The 15,532-nt window shown below is 70.7% G+C and carries 11 protein-coding genes and 1 pseudogene; 8 read left to right on the top strand and 4 right to left on the bottom strand.

The window, feature by feature from the left end; translation table 11 throughout:
- Positions 1-36 precede the first annotated feature (36 nt).
- From Vau01_RS35670 to Vau01_RS35660, 3 genes are all read right to left on the bottom strand, one after another.
- Positions 37-606 carry a YbaK/EbsC family protein gene (locus tag Vau01_RS35670; protein ID WP_444546048.1) on the bottom strand — a complete coding sequence of 190 codons (570 nt, stop codon included), beginning with the start codon at positions 604-606 and terminating at the stop codon, positions 37-39.
- Positions 607-794: 188 nt separating this feature from the next.
- Complete coding sequence (locus Vau01_RS35665) at positions 795-1,214, bottom strand: CBS domain-containing protein (protein WP_204002445.1); 420 nt, start codon at positions 1,212-1,214, stop codon at positions 795-797.
- 10 nt (positions 1,215-1,224) lie between these two features.
- A complete protein-coding gene (locus tag Vau01_RS35660; protein ID WP_204002442.1) occupies positions 1,225-2,925 on the bottom strand; it encodes a proline--tRNA ligase in 1,701 nt (566 codons plus the stop codon).
- An 84-nt stretch (positions 2,926-3,009) separates the two neighbouring features.
- Between Vau01_RS35660 and Vau01_RS35655 the strand changes: the two genes are divergently transcribed.
- The gene (locus tag Vau01_RS35655; protein WP_204002439.1) at positions 3,010-5,265 is read left to right on the top strand and encodes a PAS domain S-box protein; all 2,256 of its coding nucleotides are present in this window, start codon (positions 3,010-3,012) and stop codon (positions 5,263-5,265) included.
- Here Vau01_RS35655 and Vau01_RS35650 read toward each other — a convergent pair.
- Positions 5,254-5,628 carry a response regulator gene (locus Vau01_RS35650; RefSeq protein WP_204002436.1) on the bottom strand — a complete coding sequence of 125 codons (375 nt, stop codon included), beginning with the start codon at positions 5,626-5,628 and terminating at the stop codon, positions 5,254-5,256. The two genes, Vau01_RS35655 and Vau01_RS35650, sit on opposite strands and share 12 nt — an antisense overlap.
- A 55-nt stretch (positions 5,629-5,683) precedes the next feature.
- Here Vau01_RS35650 and Vau01_RS35645 point away from each other — a divergent pair, with 55 nt between their 5' ends.
- From Vau01_RS35645 to Vau01_RS35615, 7 genes and pseudogenes are all read left to right on the top strand, one after another.
- On the top strand, positions 5,684-6,190 hold the full coding sequence (locus Vau01_RS35645; protein WP_204002433.1) for an endonuclease V: 507 nt from the start codon (positions 5,684-5,686) through the stop codon (positions 6,188-6,190).
- Positions 6,191-6,225: 35 nt separating this feature from the next.
- On the top strand, positions 6,226-8,634 hold the full coding sequence (locus tag Vau01_RS35640; RefSeq protein WP_204002426.1) for a glycosyltransferase: 2,409 nt from the start codon (positions 6,226-6,228) through the stop codon (positions 8,632-8,634).
- A complete protein-coding gene (locus Vau01_RS35635) occupies positions 8,627-9,574 on the top strand; it encodes a glycoside hydrolase family 130 protein (protein WP_204002425.1) in 948 nt (315 codons plus the stop codon). Before Vau01_RS35640 ends, Vau01_RS35635 begins: the two co-directional genes overlap by 8 nt.
- Positions 9,575-9,608: 34 nt before the next feature.
- Positions 9,609-10,187: pseudogene (locus tag Vau01_RS35630) on the top strand (TetR/AcrR family transcriptional regulator); the annotation flags it as partial.
- 151 nt (positions 10,188-10,338) lie between these two features.
- Positions 10,339-11,691, top strand: coding sequence for an acetyl-CoA carboxylase biotin carboxylase subunit (locus tag Vau01_RS35625; protein WP_204002423.1), 1,353 nt, complete (start codon positions 10,339-10,341; stop codon positions 11,689-11,691).
- A gap of 458 nt (positions 11,692-12,149) precedes the next feature.
- A complete protein-coding gene (locus Vau01_RS35620) occupies positions 12,150-13,889 on the top strand; it encodes a chaplin family protein (RefSeq protein ID WP_204002420.1) in 1,740 nt (579 codons plus the stop codon).
- Positions 13,890-14,003: 114 nt separating this feature from the next.
- Positions 14,004-15,527, top strand: coding sequence for an acyl-CoA carboxylase subunit beta (locus Vau01_RS35615; RefSeq protein ID WP_204002404.1), 1,524 nt, complete (start codon positions 14,004-14,006; stop codon positions 15,525-15,527).
- The last annotated feature ends 5 nt before the right edge of the window (positions 15,528-15,532 follow it).

Raw genomic sequence — 15,532 nt, 5'->3', positions numbered from 1 at the left:
GCGCGGCGGCCAGGCGCGGCGGCGGCCAAGGGGCGCCTAGGCGGCCGGCGCCGCTTTGGCCAGGTCCTCGACGATCTGGGCGCCGGGCAGGTCGGCCAGTGCGGCGCCCGGCAACTCGATCTTGCTGCCGCGGATGCCGCTGCCGATGATCACCCGGGCGGTGGCGGCCACCCGCGAGTCCACCAGGACCGGCCACTCCGCGGGCAGGCCGATGGGCGTGATGCCGCCGTACTCCATGCCGGTCAACTCGACCGCCTCGGCCATCGGCGCGAAGCTGGCCTTGCGGACGTCGAGCATCCGGCGGACGACGCCGTTCACGTCGGCGCGGGTGGTGGCGAGGATGACGCACGCCGCGTACCGCGTCACGCCTTCGCGTTTGCCGGCGACCACGACGCAGTTCGCCGACTCCTCCATCCCGACGTCGTAGGCGGCGCAGAACGCGGCCGTGTCGGCGAGGTCGGGGTCGATCGGCGCGACGAGCACGTCGTCGACGGACCAGGTGGCCAGTGCCTCGACGACGGGTGGCGCGAGCAGGTCGGCGCGGTCGCGGGCGGGTTCGGTGGTGAGCTTTCCGAGCACGCACCCATGTTGCACGTGAAACATCATCCGACGAAATCCGGATCCAGATTCACCCGCGGGGTGACAACCCGTACGGCCGCATAGGACGTCTACTAAATGTGGCCCCGTCGTGTGCGGGGCCACGCCAGACGTCCTTCCCAGTCAGGTAATGCGGAACGGGCCCCGCTCCAGTGAGGCGGGGCCCGTTCCGTTTCTTCCAGGGGGAGGAAGAGCCTCTAGTTGTTCGGGTCGGCGGAGCTGATGCCGCCGAGCACCGATTCCGGGTCGATCCGCTCGGCGAGGTCGCCGATCGACACGACCCCGACGAGCCCCTGGTCGTCGTCGCACACCAGCAGCCGCCGCACCGCGCGGTCGCGCATCAGCAACGCCGCCTGCTGGATCGTGTCCTCTGGACGCACGGTAACCAGTTCGCGCGTCATCACCTCACCGACCGTTGTGGCCTCCGGGTCGCGGCCCTCCGCCACGGCCCGCACCACGAGGTCGCGGTCGGTCACCATGCCGGCGAGGCTGGGCCCGTCTGCCACGACGACGTCGCCGATGTCCTGCTCACGCATGGTGCGAGCCACCTCGGCAATCGGGGTCTCGCTCGGCAGGTAGACGACGCCGGTCGTCATCACATCTTTGACCGTCTGCATGCGGCAACGGTTACCCAGTGAGGTCGGCCACTAATCGAGCGACGGGCACCTCGGCACGGCGTCCGCTCGCCCGGTCGCGCACCTCGACGTCACCCTGATCGAAACCGCGGCCGACCACGACGGTGGCCGGCGCCCCGATCAGCTCGGCGTCGGCGAACCGGACCCCGGCCGAGAGCCCGGGCCGATCGTCGAGAAGAACCCGCAGGCCGGCCCGCTCAAGCTCGGCGGCCAGCGCCGCCGCGGCGTCCAGTTTGTTTTTTCCAAGAACAAGCAGGTGGACGTCCACCGGAGCGGCCGATTTCGGCCACGCCAGCCCGTGCTCGTCGGAGTACACCTCCGCCAGCGCGCCGACCAGCCGCGAGATGCCGATGCCGTACGAGCCCATCGTGATGCGGATCGGCTTGCTATCGGGGCCGAGCGCGTCGAGGCCGAACACGTCGGCGTAGCGGCGGCCGAGCTGGAAGATGTGCCCGAGTTCGACACCGCGGCGCAGCGCGAGCGGGCCGGCGCAGGTGGGGCAGGGGTCGCCGGCGCGCACGTCGGCGGCGTCGATGGTGCCGTCGGGCGCGAAGTCGCGACCGCACACGACGTCGGCCGCGTGCTTTCCGGCCTCGTTGGCGCCGGTGACCCACGCGGTGCCCGGCGCGACGCGCGGGTCGACCAGGTAGCGCAGCTTGATGTCCTGCGGACCGATGTAGCCCTTGACCAGGTCGGGCCGGCTCGCGAAGTCGTCGAACATGGTGACGCGGGCCGGGTGCAGGGCGGCCTCGACGCGCTTGAGGTCGACCTCGCGGTCACCGGGGACGCCGATGGCGAGCAGCTCCGGTTCGCGTCCCGGAGCCTCCACCCGGACCACCACGTTCTTGAGCGTGTCGGCGGCGGCCCAGTCGACGCGGCCCGAGGTCCTCAGCTGGTTGAGCCGGTCGACGAGCGTCTCGATGGTCGGCGTGTCGGGCGTGTCGAGGACCGTCAGCGGACCGTGTTCCGCGGCGGCGGGCGTCGGTGCGGGGACGGCGACCGCCTCGATGTTCGCGGCGTACCCGCACGCGGCGCACGACGCGAACGTGTCCTCGCCGGCGTCGATCGGCAGCAGGAACTCCTCCGACCGGGACCCGCCCATGGCACCGGCCATCGCACTCACCGGGACGACGGGCAGGCCCAGCCGTTCGAAGATCCGCTGGTACGCCTCGCGGTGCAACCGGTAGGAGCGGTCGAGGCCGTCGTCGTCGAGGTCGAACGAGTACGAGTCCTTCATCAGGAACTCGCGGGCGCGCAGCAGGCCGGCGCGGGGCCGCGGCTCGTCGCGGAACTTCCACTGCGTCTGGAACAGGATGACGGGGAAGTCCTTGTAGGACGCCAGCACGTCGCGCACGAGGAGCGTGAACAGCTCCTCGTGCGTGGGCGCGAGCACGAGACTCCGGTCCTTGATCGCGAAGAGGTCGAACTCGTCGGTGCGGCCGGTGGCGTCGTAGACGTCGCGCGGGATGAGCGCCGGGAACAGCACCTCCTGGGCGCCGATCGCGGCCATCTCCTCCTTGACGACCCGGGTGACCCGGTCGAGCACCAGCTTGCCGAGCGGGAGCCAGCTGAAGCCGCCCGGCGCGGCGCGACGGATGTACCCCGCGCGCACCAACAGCCGGTGGCTGCGGATCTCGGCGTCGGCCGGATCCTCGCGGAGGGTACGCACGAACAGTGTGGACATGCGCAACATGCGCCGTACCCTACTTTGTTCAACAAGAATTCAGGCTATGGAATAAATACGACGATTAGGAACAAACGTCGCTACCGTGGACGGGTGGACGGAAAGGTGAGCCCGCAGCTCGGTTACATCTGGGCGGCGCCGGATCCCATCCTGATCGTCGACGCCGACGGCCTGATCGAGTTCGTCAACATGAGCGCGCTGCGGCTGTTCGACTACACCGCGCCCGAACTGATCGGGCAGCCCGTGAAGGTGGTCCTGCCCGACCTGCGCATGCCGCCGTTCGGGCCGCCGGTGTGCGAGCAGCACGCGCTCCGCCGCGACGGGTCGCCGCTGCCGGCCGAGGTCACCGTCAACCAGGGCGACGGCGAGCCGGCGATCGTCGTCGTCCGCGACCGCACCGATCGCAAGCGGGCCGCGGCGGCGGAGGCCCGCCTCGCGCTCATCGTGCGGTCGTCGCACGAGGCGATCATCGCCCGCAACCTCGACGGCATCGTCACCGACTGGAATCCGGGCGCCACCCGCCTCTACGGGTTCCGGCCCGAGGAGGTGATCGGCCGGCGCGGTGCCGACCTGGTCCCCGAGCATCGCCGCGTCGAGGAAGAGACGATCATGGCCGCCGTCGGCCGGGGTCAGGTGATCGACCGGCACCGCGCCGTGCGTCACCGCAAGGACGGCACCCCGATCCAGGTGTCGATCACGATGTCGCCGATCACCGACGACGACGGCGAGATCGTCGGGGTGGCGTCGATCTCGCAGGCGGTCAGCGCCGACGAGCTGGCCGACGCGAAGATCGTCGGGGTGCTGGAAGCGGCGCCGGACGCGATCGTCGTCACCGACGCCAAGGGCTTCATCGTGCTGGTCAACGCGCAGACGTCGCGCCTGTTCGGCTATCACCGCGACGAGCTGGTCGGCCAGCCGGTCGAGATGCTGGTGCCCACCGACCGGCGCCGGGCGCACGTCGCCCACCGGACGAGGTACGTCGCCAGGCCGTTGACCCGGCCGATGGGCGACGGCGACGAGCAGCTGATGGCACAGCGCAAGGACGGCATCCTGGTCCCGGTCGACATCAGCCTGTCGTCGGTGCAGACCGACGACGGCCTGCTGGTGGCCGCGGCGATCCGGGATGCCACCGACCGGCTGACCGCCCGGGCCGAGAACGACCGGCTGACGGCGATCGCCGAGCAGGAGCGGCTGGGCCGGCTCCTGCAACAGAACCAGCGGATGGAGTCCCTGGGTCAGCTGGCCGGTGGGATCGCGCACGACTTCAACAACCTGCTCGCGGTGATCGTCAACTACGCGGCGTTCGTGGCCGAGGCGGTCGGCTCGGCCGGCGAGGCTGAACCGGACCGGTGGGGACCGGTCACCCGCGACGTCGAGCAGCTCCGGAGCGCCGCCGACCGCGGCATCGCGCTGACCCACCAGCTGCTCGCGTTCGGCCGCCGGGAGGTGTCGCGGCCGCGGCCGATGACGGTCAACGCCGTGGTCAACGACGTGTACCGGCTGCTCGGCCGCTCGCTGGGCGAGCATGTCGGGCTCCGCTGCCGCCTCGCCGACGACCTGTGGCTGGTCCGGGCCGACCCGGCGCAGATCGAGCAGGTGCTGGTGAACCTCGCCCTCAACGCCCGCGACGCGATGCCCGGCGGCGGCACGATCACGATCACCACCGAGAACGAGGTGTTCACCGAGCACACCGACGTGGTCTGGCCGGGCCGGTACGTGCGGATCCGGGTGACGGACACCGGCGCCGGCATGCCGCCCGAGGTGATGGCCCGGGCGTTCGAGCCGTTCTTCACCACCAGGCAACGCGGTGAAGGCAGCGGGCTGGGGCTCGCCACCGTGCACGGGATCGTCACCGAGGCGGCCGGGAGCATCCGGATCAGCTCGCGACCGAACAACGGCACGACCGTCACCATCCTGCTGCCGGCCACCGACGAGCCGTTGCGCACCGGGGAGAAGGGCGCCGTCCTGCGCAGCGCCGGCTCCGGCGAAACCGTGCTGATCTGCGAGGACGAGCCGGCGATCCGCGAGGTCGCCCGGCGCATCCTGGCCCGCAACGGTTACGAGGTGATCCTCGCCGACGACGGGCTGCACGCGATCCGGATGGCCAGCGCCCACACCGGTCCGCTGCACCTCCTGCTCACCGACGTGGTGATGCCGCAGGTGCTGGGCAAGGACGTGGCCGGTGCGGTCCGCGCGGTGCGCGGCGACGTCAAGGTGCTGTTCATGTCGGGCTACGCGCGGCCGGTGCTCGCCGGGAGCGGCACGCTGGAGGCGGGGGTCAGCCTGCTGGCGAAGCCGTTCTCCGAGGAGGACCTGCTGGCCGCCGTGCGGGAAGTACTAGACGCCTGACAGCGCCTGCTTCACGGCCTCGGCCAACTGGTCGGGGAGGAACGGCTTCTCGAGCATCGCGCAGTCGGGCGGGACGTTGCCGGCACTCTGCGCGTGCGCGCGACTGTGGCCGGACACGTACAGCACCGGCACGTCGCCCACCTTCTCGTGGACCCGCTCGGCCAGGTCGATGCCGCGACCGTCGGGCATGTTGATGTCGGTGATCAGCAGGTCGGGCGCCGCGGGCATGGTGGCCAGCGCGTCCAGCGCGGCGGTGACCCCGCCGGCCGTGGTCACGGCGTAGCCGCGGCGGCTGAGGATGCGGTCCATGAGGATGCACAGATCAGCCTCGTCGTCGACGGCCAGGATCACCGGATCGCCCATAAGCGAAAATCCTACGCAATCCAGCGGCGTGTCATGCACGGAATAGGGTTCGCGCATGCTCCGGTGTGGCGCGGTCGACGTTTACTACCCGGAAGACGGGGGAGCGACGGCGGCGCTCGTGGTCGCCGCCAGCCCGATCTTCGATCCGATCACCGAAGAGCACGTGATAACGCAGGAGATCGCATTGCCCTACAAACCGGGCGCGTTCTTCGAGCGGGAACTGCCACCGCTGCGGGCGGTGCTGGCCGAGACCGCCGGCCTCGACCTGCTGATCGTCGACGGCTACGTGACCCTGGATCCGGCCGGCCGCCCGGGCCTCGGTGCGCATGTCCGGGCCGCGCTCGGCATCCCCGTGATCGGCGTGGCGAAGACCCCGTTCCAGCCCGCCACCCATGCCGTCGAGGTGTATCGCGGCAGCTCACGACGTCCCCTGTATGTGACCGCCGGTGGCCTCGCGCCGGCCGACGCGGCCGACCTGGTCCGGGCCATGGCCGGACCGCACCGGATGCCCGACGCGCTCAAGCGCGTCGACACGATCAGCCGATCGGGTTCATCCGTTTAGACATGTTTTGTTGTTTTTCAGGTAACAATCTGCCCATGCAACGTGCTGCTGCTCCGACCCGGCTCGGCATCGTCTCCACCTACCTGCCGCGCCGCTGCGGGCTGGCGACCTACACCGCTGACCTGCGGGAAGCCCTGACCGACGGGCTCGACCCGGTCGTCGTCGCCATCGACCGCGACGGCCTGACCTACTCCGACGAGGTCGTCGCGGTGATCGACCAGGACCGCATCGCCAGCTACGTGACCGCCGCCGACGACATCGCCGCCGCCGGCGTCGACGCGGTGCTGATCCAGCACGAGTACGGCATCTTCGGCGGGCCGGACGGCTCGCACGTGCTGCACCTCACCCGCGCGCTCACCCGCCACGGCATTCCGTACCTGGTCACGCTGCACACGCAACTGACCCACCCGACCACCGGGCAGTCGGCGACGCTGTCGGCGCTGTGCGCCGGCGCCGCGCGCGTCACCGTGTTCACGGAAACGGCCCGGCACCTGGCGATCCGGGCCGGCATCGCGACCGGTGAACAGCTCACGGTGGTGCCGCACGGCGCGCCGGAGATCCTGCGCGCGGTGCCGCCGCGCGGCGACCTTCGCGGCCACGTGACCGAGGTGCTCGACCAACTCGGCGACGATCCGGTGCTCACGACGTTCGGGCTGGTCAGCGCCGGCAAAGGGCTGGAGGACGCGATCGGCGCGCTGGCCCGGGTGGTGGAACGCCAACCGGGGACGCGATACGTGATCGCCGGCGCCACCCACCCGGAGATCGTGCGGCACGAGGGCGAGTCGTACCGGCAGAGCCTGCACCACCTGGTGAACCGGCTCGGGCTGGCCGGCAACGTGCACTTCATCGACTCCTTCCTCACCCCGGCCGAACTGTCGGCCCTGCTCCGCCGCACGACGATCTTCGTGACGCCGTACGTGTCGCCGGAGCAGATCTGCTCGGGCGCGCTCACGTTCGCGGTCGCCGCCGGCTGTCCGGTGGTGTCGACCGACTACCACTACGCCAGCGACCTGCTCTCCGACGGGACCGGCGTCCTCGTGCCGTGCCGCGACGTGCCGGGGTTGGCGGCCGGCATCAGCGGCCTGCTCGACTCGCCGCCGGCGCTCGCCGCCACCCGCGCGGCCGCCGACCGTCGCGGTTCGCGCCTGACCTGGCCGGCCGTCGGGCTCCAGGCGGCGGAACTGATCCGGGACGTCGTGCGCGAGGCCCGGGCCCGCGGCAGCGGACGGTCGACGGTGCCACCGGTGCCCGTTCCCCGGCTGCGCCTGCACCACCTCGGCCGGCTCACCGACGAGTTCGGCATCGTGGAGTTCTGCCGGGGCAGCGACCCCGTGCTCGACCACGGGTACAACGTCGACGACGTGTCGCGGCTCGCGATCGTGTCGGCCGGGCTGCTGGACCTTTCGCCGCCGGCGGCGCCGCACGTCACCAACCTGGCCCGGCGGTGGGCCGGAATGTCGGTGCGGTTCCTGGCGGCGGCCGTCCGCGCGGGTGTGATGCACAACCGCATGTCGTACGGCGGCTCGTGGACCGACGACCCGCATCCGGGCGACCACGTCGGCCGGTCGGTGTGGGCGCTCGGGGTGCTGAGCGCGGGTGCGGGAGTTCCGCCGGAGACACGCCGGCAGGCCCGCGCGCTGCTCGCCGGCCTCGCACCCGACACGCCGGCCCTGGCGTCCTGCGGCCTGCGCAGCGTGGCGTACGCGCTGCTCGGGTGCGCCGCCGGCCAGGTCGGTCCGGTCGCCGAGCTCGTGGCGGTTCTGGACCGGGCGCTGGTCGGCTCCGCCGGCGCCGGGTGGTACTGGTTCGAGCCGGAACTCACCTACGACAACGCGCGCCTGCCGCACGCGCTGCTCGCCGGTGCCGAGGTGCTCGGCGACCGCGCCGTCGCCGCCCGCGCGCTCACCGCGCTGGACTGGTACGCCGACCACGCCGGCCTGTCCGCCGGCACGCTGCGCAACGTCGGCAACCGCTGGCACCACCGGGACGCGCCCGACCGCTGGGCCGACGACGGCGACGAGCAGCCGATCGACGCCGCGTCGGCGGTGGAGGCGATGGTCGAGGCGTGGCGGTACACCGGCGACGCCCGGTACGGCAGCCTCGCCGGGGTCGCGTACGAGTGGTTCCACGGGCGCAACCGCATCGGCGTCCCCCTCTATGACGCGCGGACCGGCGCCTGTCACGACGGCCTGGAGCCCGACGGCGTCAACGCGAACCAGGGCGCCGAGTCGACGCTCGCGCACCTCCAGGCGGAGCTCGCGTTGCTGACCGCCGGCCTCGCCGCGCTGCCCGACCGGGTGCCGGTCGAACCGTCGGCGGATGCCCGGGCCGCTGTGGCCAAACCAGAGCGAAAAGGCACATTACTGGCAGCCGACCGGGCAAAATCAAAGCCTGGCCGTCGCGCCGGAACCCGCTCGACCTGGAAGGACCAGCACGATGCATGAGGAAGCCGAGCTGTTCCACCGCCATCCCGGAAACCCCGTGCTCAGCGCGGCCGACTTCCCGTATCCCATGAACAGCGTGTTCAACCCGGGCGCCGCGCTGCTCAACGGCGAGACCGTGCTGCTGGCACGGGTCGAGGACCGGCGCGGCATCTCGCACCTCGCCGTCGCGCGCAGCGAGAACGGCCGCACCGGCTGGCGGGTCGAGCCCAAGCCCCTGATCGCCGACGACCCGGCCGACCCGACCACCTGCTGGGGTGTGGAGGACGCGCGCATCACGCCGCTGCGGGAGCTCGGCGGGTACGCGATCACCTATACCGCCTACGGTCCGAGCGGCCCGTGTGTGGCGCTCGCGGTGACCGAGGACTTCAGGTCGGTCGAGCCGTACGGCGTGATCATGCCGCCGGAGGACAAGAACGCGTCGCTGCTGCCGCGCAAGATCAACGGACAGTACGTGCTGTTCCACCGGCCGGTCTCGGCGACGTCGCACCGGGCCGACGTCTGGCTGTCGCGCTCGGCCGACCTCCGGTCGTGGACGGCGTCGGAACCGGTGCTGCAGAGCCGGACCGGCCCCTGGTGGGACGCCACCCGGATCGGCATGGGCCCGCCCCCGATCGAGACGCCGCACGGCTGGCTGTGCTTCTACCACGGCGTCAAGCAGATGGTGGCGACCTCGATCTACCGCGTCGGCATCATGCTGCTCGACCTGGAGGACCCGACGAAGGTGCTGCGCCGCACGCCCAGTTGGGTGCTCGGCCCGGACGCCTCGTACGAGCGGATCGGCGACGTGCCGAACGTGGTCTTCCCCACCGGGCTGGCCTACGACGAGGAGGCCGACGACCTTCGCCTCTACTACGGCGCGGCCGACAGCACCATCGCCGTGGCGACGGCGAAGTACTCCGAGGTCATGGATTACCTGCTGAACCTCCCCGAGGAGGTCTGAGGGCCGGTCGCTTCACCGGCGCTACGCTGTGCCGATGACTGTGGACGCCGGTACTCCTGCGCGCCGCTCCAGGTCCCGCAGAGACGAGATTCTGCAGATCGCCGTGGTGCTGTTCGCCTCGCGGGGCTACCACGGGGTGTCCATGGACGACATCGGCGCCGCCGCCGGTGTGACCGGCCCCGCCCTCTACCACCACTTTGCCGGCAAGGACGCGATGCTGGTCGCCGCCCTGATCCCGGTGAGCGACCGGCTGCTCACCCGGGGCCGGGAGTGCGTCGACCGGCATCCGGGCGACCCGAAGGCCGCGATCGAGGAGTTGGTGGAGTTCCACGTCGACTTCGCGCTCGACGAGCCGGCCGTGATCGCCCTCCACCTGCACGAGCTCGACCGGCTGCCGGAGGAGCCCCGGCGGAAGATCCGCCGGTTGCAGCGGCTCTACGTCGAGGTGTGGGTCGAGGTGATCAACGCGCTGCATCCGCACCTGACGACGGACGAGGCCCGGGTCCTGGCCCACGCGGCGTTCGGCCTGATGAACTCGACCCCGTTCATCGGTACCGGTGTGGAGCGTATTCGTCGCGCTGCGTTACTACGGACCTCGACGCTCGCGGCGCTCAACCACACGGTCCTGCCCGGCCAGCCGCAGGGGCAGGCTCAGCGGCAGGGAAGCGCGGAGACACCGGGAGAGCCTGCGTGACGGGTTATCCACACCCGGTTAGCACTCAGGTCCACAGTGTTATCCACAGGCTCCCATAGAAGGGCTCCGAATGATCGAGTCGCTCCTCGTCGCCAATCGGGGCGAAATCGCCCGCAGGGTCATACGCACAGCGCGTCGACTGGGAGTACGTACCGTAGCCGTCTACTCCGACGCCGACGCGGATCTTCCCTTTGTCCGGGAAGCGGACATGGCTGTACCCATCGGGTCCGCCAACCCGGCGCAGAGCTACCGTAACGGACAATTAGTACTTAATGCCGCAAAATCCACGAAAGCTCAAGCGATCCATCCCGGGTACGGCTTCCTCTCTGAAAACGCCGAGTTCGCCGAGGCGGTTACGGCCAACGGTCTGATCTGGGTCGGCCCGCCGGCATCGGCGATCGCCGCGATGGGCGACAAGATCCAGGCCCGCAACCTGATGGCCGACGCCGGTGTGCCGGTGGCACCGGGCACCCGCGAGCCGGCCCCCGACGCGACGACCGCGCGGGAGATGGCCGAGGCGATCGGCTACCCGATCATGCTCAAGGCGGCCGCGGGTGGCGGCGGGATGGGCATGGCCGTCGCCGCGGACGCGTCCGAACTCGCGGCGGAGTACGAGAAGGTGCGCGCTTTCGCCGAGCGGATGTTCGGCAGCGGCGACGTGCTGCTGGAGCGCTACTTCCCGACCGTGCGCCACATCGAGGTGCAGATCCTCGGGCTGGCCGACGGCTCGGTGGTCGCGCTCGGCGAGCGGGAGTGCTCGGTGCAGCGGCGCAACCAGAAGGTGGTCGAAGAGTCCCCGTCGCCCGCGCTCGACGACCAGCAGCGGCGCGACCTCCTGGCCGCCGCGGTGCGGGCCGGCCAGGCCGTCGGCTACCGGAACGCGGGGACGGTCGAGTGCCTGTTCGACCCGGCCAGCGGCAACTCGTACTTCATGGAGATGAACACCCGCCTGCAGGTCGAGCACCCGGTCACCGAGGCGGTGTTCGGGCTCGACCTGGTCGAGGAGCAGTTGCGGATCGCATCCGGGCTGGCGCCGACGTTCGGCGCGGTGCCGCCGGCGCCGCGCGGCCACGCGATCGAACTGCGGATCAACGCCGAGGACCCGAGGCGCTTCCTGCCCGGTCCCGGCGCCGTCACCGCCTGGGTGGAGCCGGAAGGTGACGGCGTGCGCGTCGACTCCGGCTATGCGGCCGGAACCACCGTCACGCCCCACTACGACTCCCTGATGGCCAAGCTGATCGTCTCCGGTGCGACCCGCGACGAGGCGATCGAGCGGGCGAAGGCGGCCGTGGCCGCGTTCGAGATCGTCGGGCCGAAGCACAACCTGCCGTTCCTCGCCGAGGTCCTGGAGTTTCCGGAATTCGTGAGCGGTGCCTACGACACCGGCCTGGTGGGCCGGATGCGGCCGGCAAAGCGCAGGTAACCGCGTCTCCTCCGACCCCCGCCCGGCGTTGATCAGATGGCGCCGGGCAACGGTCTGTGCACGAAATGTCCCTTTTGGGTTACATGAGTTGCGTGTCCCCAAGCCAGATGGTTCGTTCCCCATATCGGTACGGTCAGTGACCAAACCGGCGTAACCGGTAACCGAGGGGGTGGACATGACGGGGTATTCCTGCCAGTCTGCCCGGTTCCGATACGCGCGACGACTAAGGACTGCGGCGGTCGGCCAGACGTTGCAGGTCCGATCGGGGCGGCCACGGGGACGCCCGGGTCCACATCTGCCGATGCGGCGATCCGGCCGCGTCCGGTCCCCTGTCTTTCCTGGCTAGCCGTGAGCTCGCCGACCCGTCATGCCACGACGGTCTCGGTGTTGCTGCGCCCGCCATCAGCGACCTGACTCGCTTCATCTCAACTCAGACTCCGAAAGGCACTACCAACACTATGAAGACGTGGGTTCGTAGGTCCCTCAACGTCGGTGTGCTGGGCGCCGGGTTCCTGCTTGTCGGCGGGACGGCGGCTCAGGCCGACATGGTGAGCGGCCCCAACGCCGGTGTTGCCTCCGGCAACCAGCTCAGCAGCGTTCTGCAGATGCCGATCGACATCAGCGGCAACGCCGTGTCGGTTCTCGGCTTCGCCAACGCCCAGAGCATCGGTGGCGCCGGCGCGGTCAACACCGAGAGCGCCTCCACCGAGAGCGCGACGACCGAGGCCGACATGGTCTCGGGCTTCAACGGCGGTCTCCTCAACGGCAACCAGGTCAGCAACGTCGTCCAGGTTCCGGTCAGCGTCTGCGGCAACTCGGTCGCGGTCCTCGGCTTCGCCAACGCCGCGTGCGTCGGTGGCGCGGCCGCGGTGAACGGCGGCGGCGGCTCGGGCTTCGACCGTGGCGGCTGGGACCGTGACCGTGACCGTGACCGTGACTGGGACGACGACGGCCAGGGCTCGGGCGCCGGTGGCTACGGCGGCGGCCAGAGCAACGGTGGCTACGGCGGCGGCCAGAGCAACGGCGGGTACGGCGACGCCGACGCGGCCGACGACGGCTACGGCGGCGGCGGCGGACGCGGCGCCAGCTGGGACGACAACGACGACCGCGACTGGGGCCGTGGACACGGCCGCGGGCACGGACGTGGGCACGGGCGTGACCGTGACTGGAACGACGACCGCGGCTTCGGCCGGGGCAACGACAACCGTGGGCCGTGGGGCGGCGGGCGCGAGCACAGCAACGGCGGCGGCGCGCTGTCCAACGGTGGCGGCGGCATGGTCACCGGGTACAACGCCGGCCTGGCGAACGGCAACCAGGTCAAGAGCGTCGTCCAGGCTCCGATCGACATCAGCGGCAACGCGATCGCGCTGTTCGGCTTCGCCAACGCCCGCAGCATCGGTGGGGCCGGCGCGGTCAACACCGAGAGCGCCACGGCCGGCAGCACCGAGAGCGACATGGTCTCGGGCTTCAACGCCGGTCTCCTGAACGGCAACCAGATCTCCAACGTCGTCCAGGTGCCGATCAGCGTCTGCGGCAACTCGATCGCGGTGCTGGGCTTCGCCGACGCGGCCTGCGTCGGTGGCGCTGCCGCGGTGAACGGCGGCGGCGGCTTCGACCGCGGCCGTGACCGGGACCGTGACTGGGACCGCGACCGGGACCGTGACTGGGACGACGACGACGCCACCCCGTCCGGAAACTACGGCGGACCGTCGGGCATGAACTACGGCGGCAGCCCGTCGTCGGTCGACCCGGTCAAGGCCGACAACAAGGGTGCGCACAAGGCCAACAAGGCCAACAAGGCCAACAAGGTCAAGAAGGTCAAGAAGAACACCAACGAGGGCAGCTGGGCCGGCCGTGGCATGGGCAACAGCCACAGCCACAACGGCGCGGGCAGCAGCTCGGCGGGCTACGGCGGCGGCCAGGCTGCCGGCGGGTACGACGGGTCCGGCATGGGCGCGGGCGACGACGATGACGACCGCGGCTGGGGCCGTGGCCGGGACCGCGACTGGGACCGTGGCCGCAACAACGGCGGCAGCTGCGGTGGCGACATGGTGACCGGGTACAACGCCGGTCTCCTGAACGGCAACCAGCTCTCGAGTGTCGTGCAGCTGCCGGTCGACATCAGCGGCAACTCGATCGCGCTGCTGGGCTTCGCTCAGTCGCGCAGCGTCGGTGGGGCGTCCGCCGTCAACTGCTAAACACCTGAAATACGACAGGGGCCAGCGCATCCGGCGCTGGCCCCTTCGTCGTCCCCCGGCTAAGGTTGGCTGAACGATCGTTCAGGTGATCTTTGGTGCAGCGGGAGGGGCGGAGTGGACGACAGCACCGGGCTGGCGGAGGAACGCAAGCGCATCGCCGCCGGTGGAGCGGAGAAGTACCACGCCGCCAACACCGCCAAGGGTAAGTTGTTCGCCCGTGACCGGGTTGCCCGATTGGTCGACGAGGGCTCCTTCGTCGAAGACGGCATGTACGCCAACGCGCTCGCCGAAGGCCTCCCCGCCGACGGCGTGATCACCGGACAGGCCACCGTCGACGGTCGTCCGGTGTGCCTGATGGCCAACGACTCCACGGTGAAGGCCGGCTCCTGGGGCGCCCGCACGGTCGAGAAGATCATCCGGACCATCGAGCGCGCCTACGCCACCGGCATGCCGATGGTCTACCTGGTCGACTCCGCGGGTGCCCGCATCACCGACCAGGTCGACCTGTTCCCCGGTCGGCGCGGCGCCGGGAAGATCTTCTGGAACCAGGTGCGCGCGTCGGGCAGCATCCCGCAGGCGTGCGCGCTGTTCGGGCCGAGCGCCGCGGGCGGCGCCTACATTCCCGCGTTCTGCGACGTCGTCGCGATGGTCGACGGCAACGCCAGCATGTACCTCGGGTCCGACCGGATGGTCGAGATGGTCACCGGCGAGAAGACCACGCTCGAGGCGATGGGTGGCGCGAAGGTCCACTGTGAACAGTCGGGCGTCGGGCACTTCCTGTGCAAGACCGAAGACGAGGCGATCGAGACGATCCGGCGGTACCTCTCGTACCTGCCGGGCAACTACCGGGAGGACCCGCCGGTCGGGGCCGCCGTCGAGGCGCCGGTGACGGATCTCGCCGCGCTCGTCCCGGCGAACGAACGCCAGGCCTTCGACATGCGCAAGTTCGTGCGCGGCCTGGTCGACGACGGCACCTTCTTCGAGATCCACGCGCGCTGGGCGCGCGAACTCACCGTCGGGTTCGCGCGGCTGAATGGACGCGTTGTGGGCGTGGTCGCGAACAACTCGCTGTTCAAGGGCGGCGTGCTGTTCGTCGACTCGGCCGACAAGGCGACGCGTTTCGTGCAGCTGTGCGACGCGTTCAACGTCCCGTTGCTTTTCCTTTCCGACGTGCCCGGGTTCATGGTGGGCAGCGCGGTGGAGAAGCAGGGGATCATCCGCCACGGCGCCAAGATGATCAGCGCGATCAGCGAGGCCACCGTCCCGAAGATCTGCGTCGTGGTGCGCAAGGCGTACGGCGCCGGGCTGTACGCGATGGCCGGCCCGGGCTTCGAGCCCGACGCCACGATCGCGCTGCCCACCGCGAAGATCGCCGTGATGGGGGCCGAGGCGGCGGTGAACGCCGTCTACGCCAACAAGATCGCCGCTCTTCCGGAAGACGAGCGGGCCGCGTTCGTGGCCGCCAAGCGCGCCGAGTACGAGCAGGACATCGACATCCTGCGCCTGGCCTCCGAGCTCGTGATCGACACCATCGTCGACGCCGACGCGCTGCGCGGCGAACTGGTCCGCCGGTTCGCGGCGGCCGCCGGCAAGGACCGTCATTTCTCGCGACGCCGGCACGGCGTCACCCCAGTATGAAGGGT

The sequence above is a fragment of the Virgisporangium aurantiacum genome (assembly GCF_016863635.1).
Taxonomy (GTDB): domain Bacteria; phylum Actinomycetota; class Actinomycetes; order Mycobacteriales; family Micromonosporaceae; genus Virgisporangium; species Virgisporangium aurantiacum.
The sequence above is the reverse complement of the archived record's forward strand: the minus strand, read 5'-3'. Positions and strand labels throughout refer to the sequence as shown.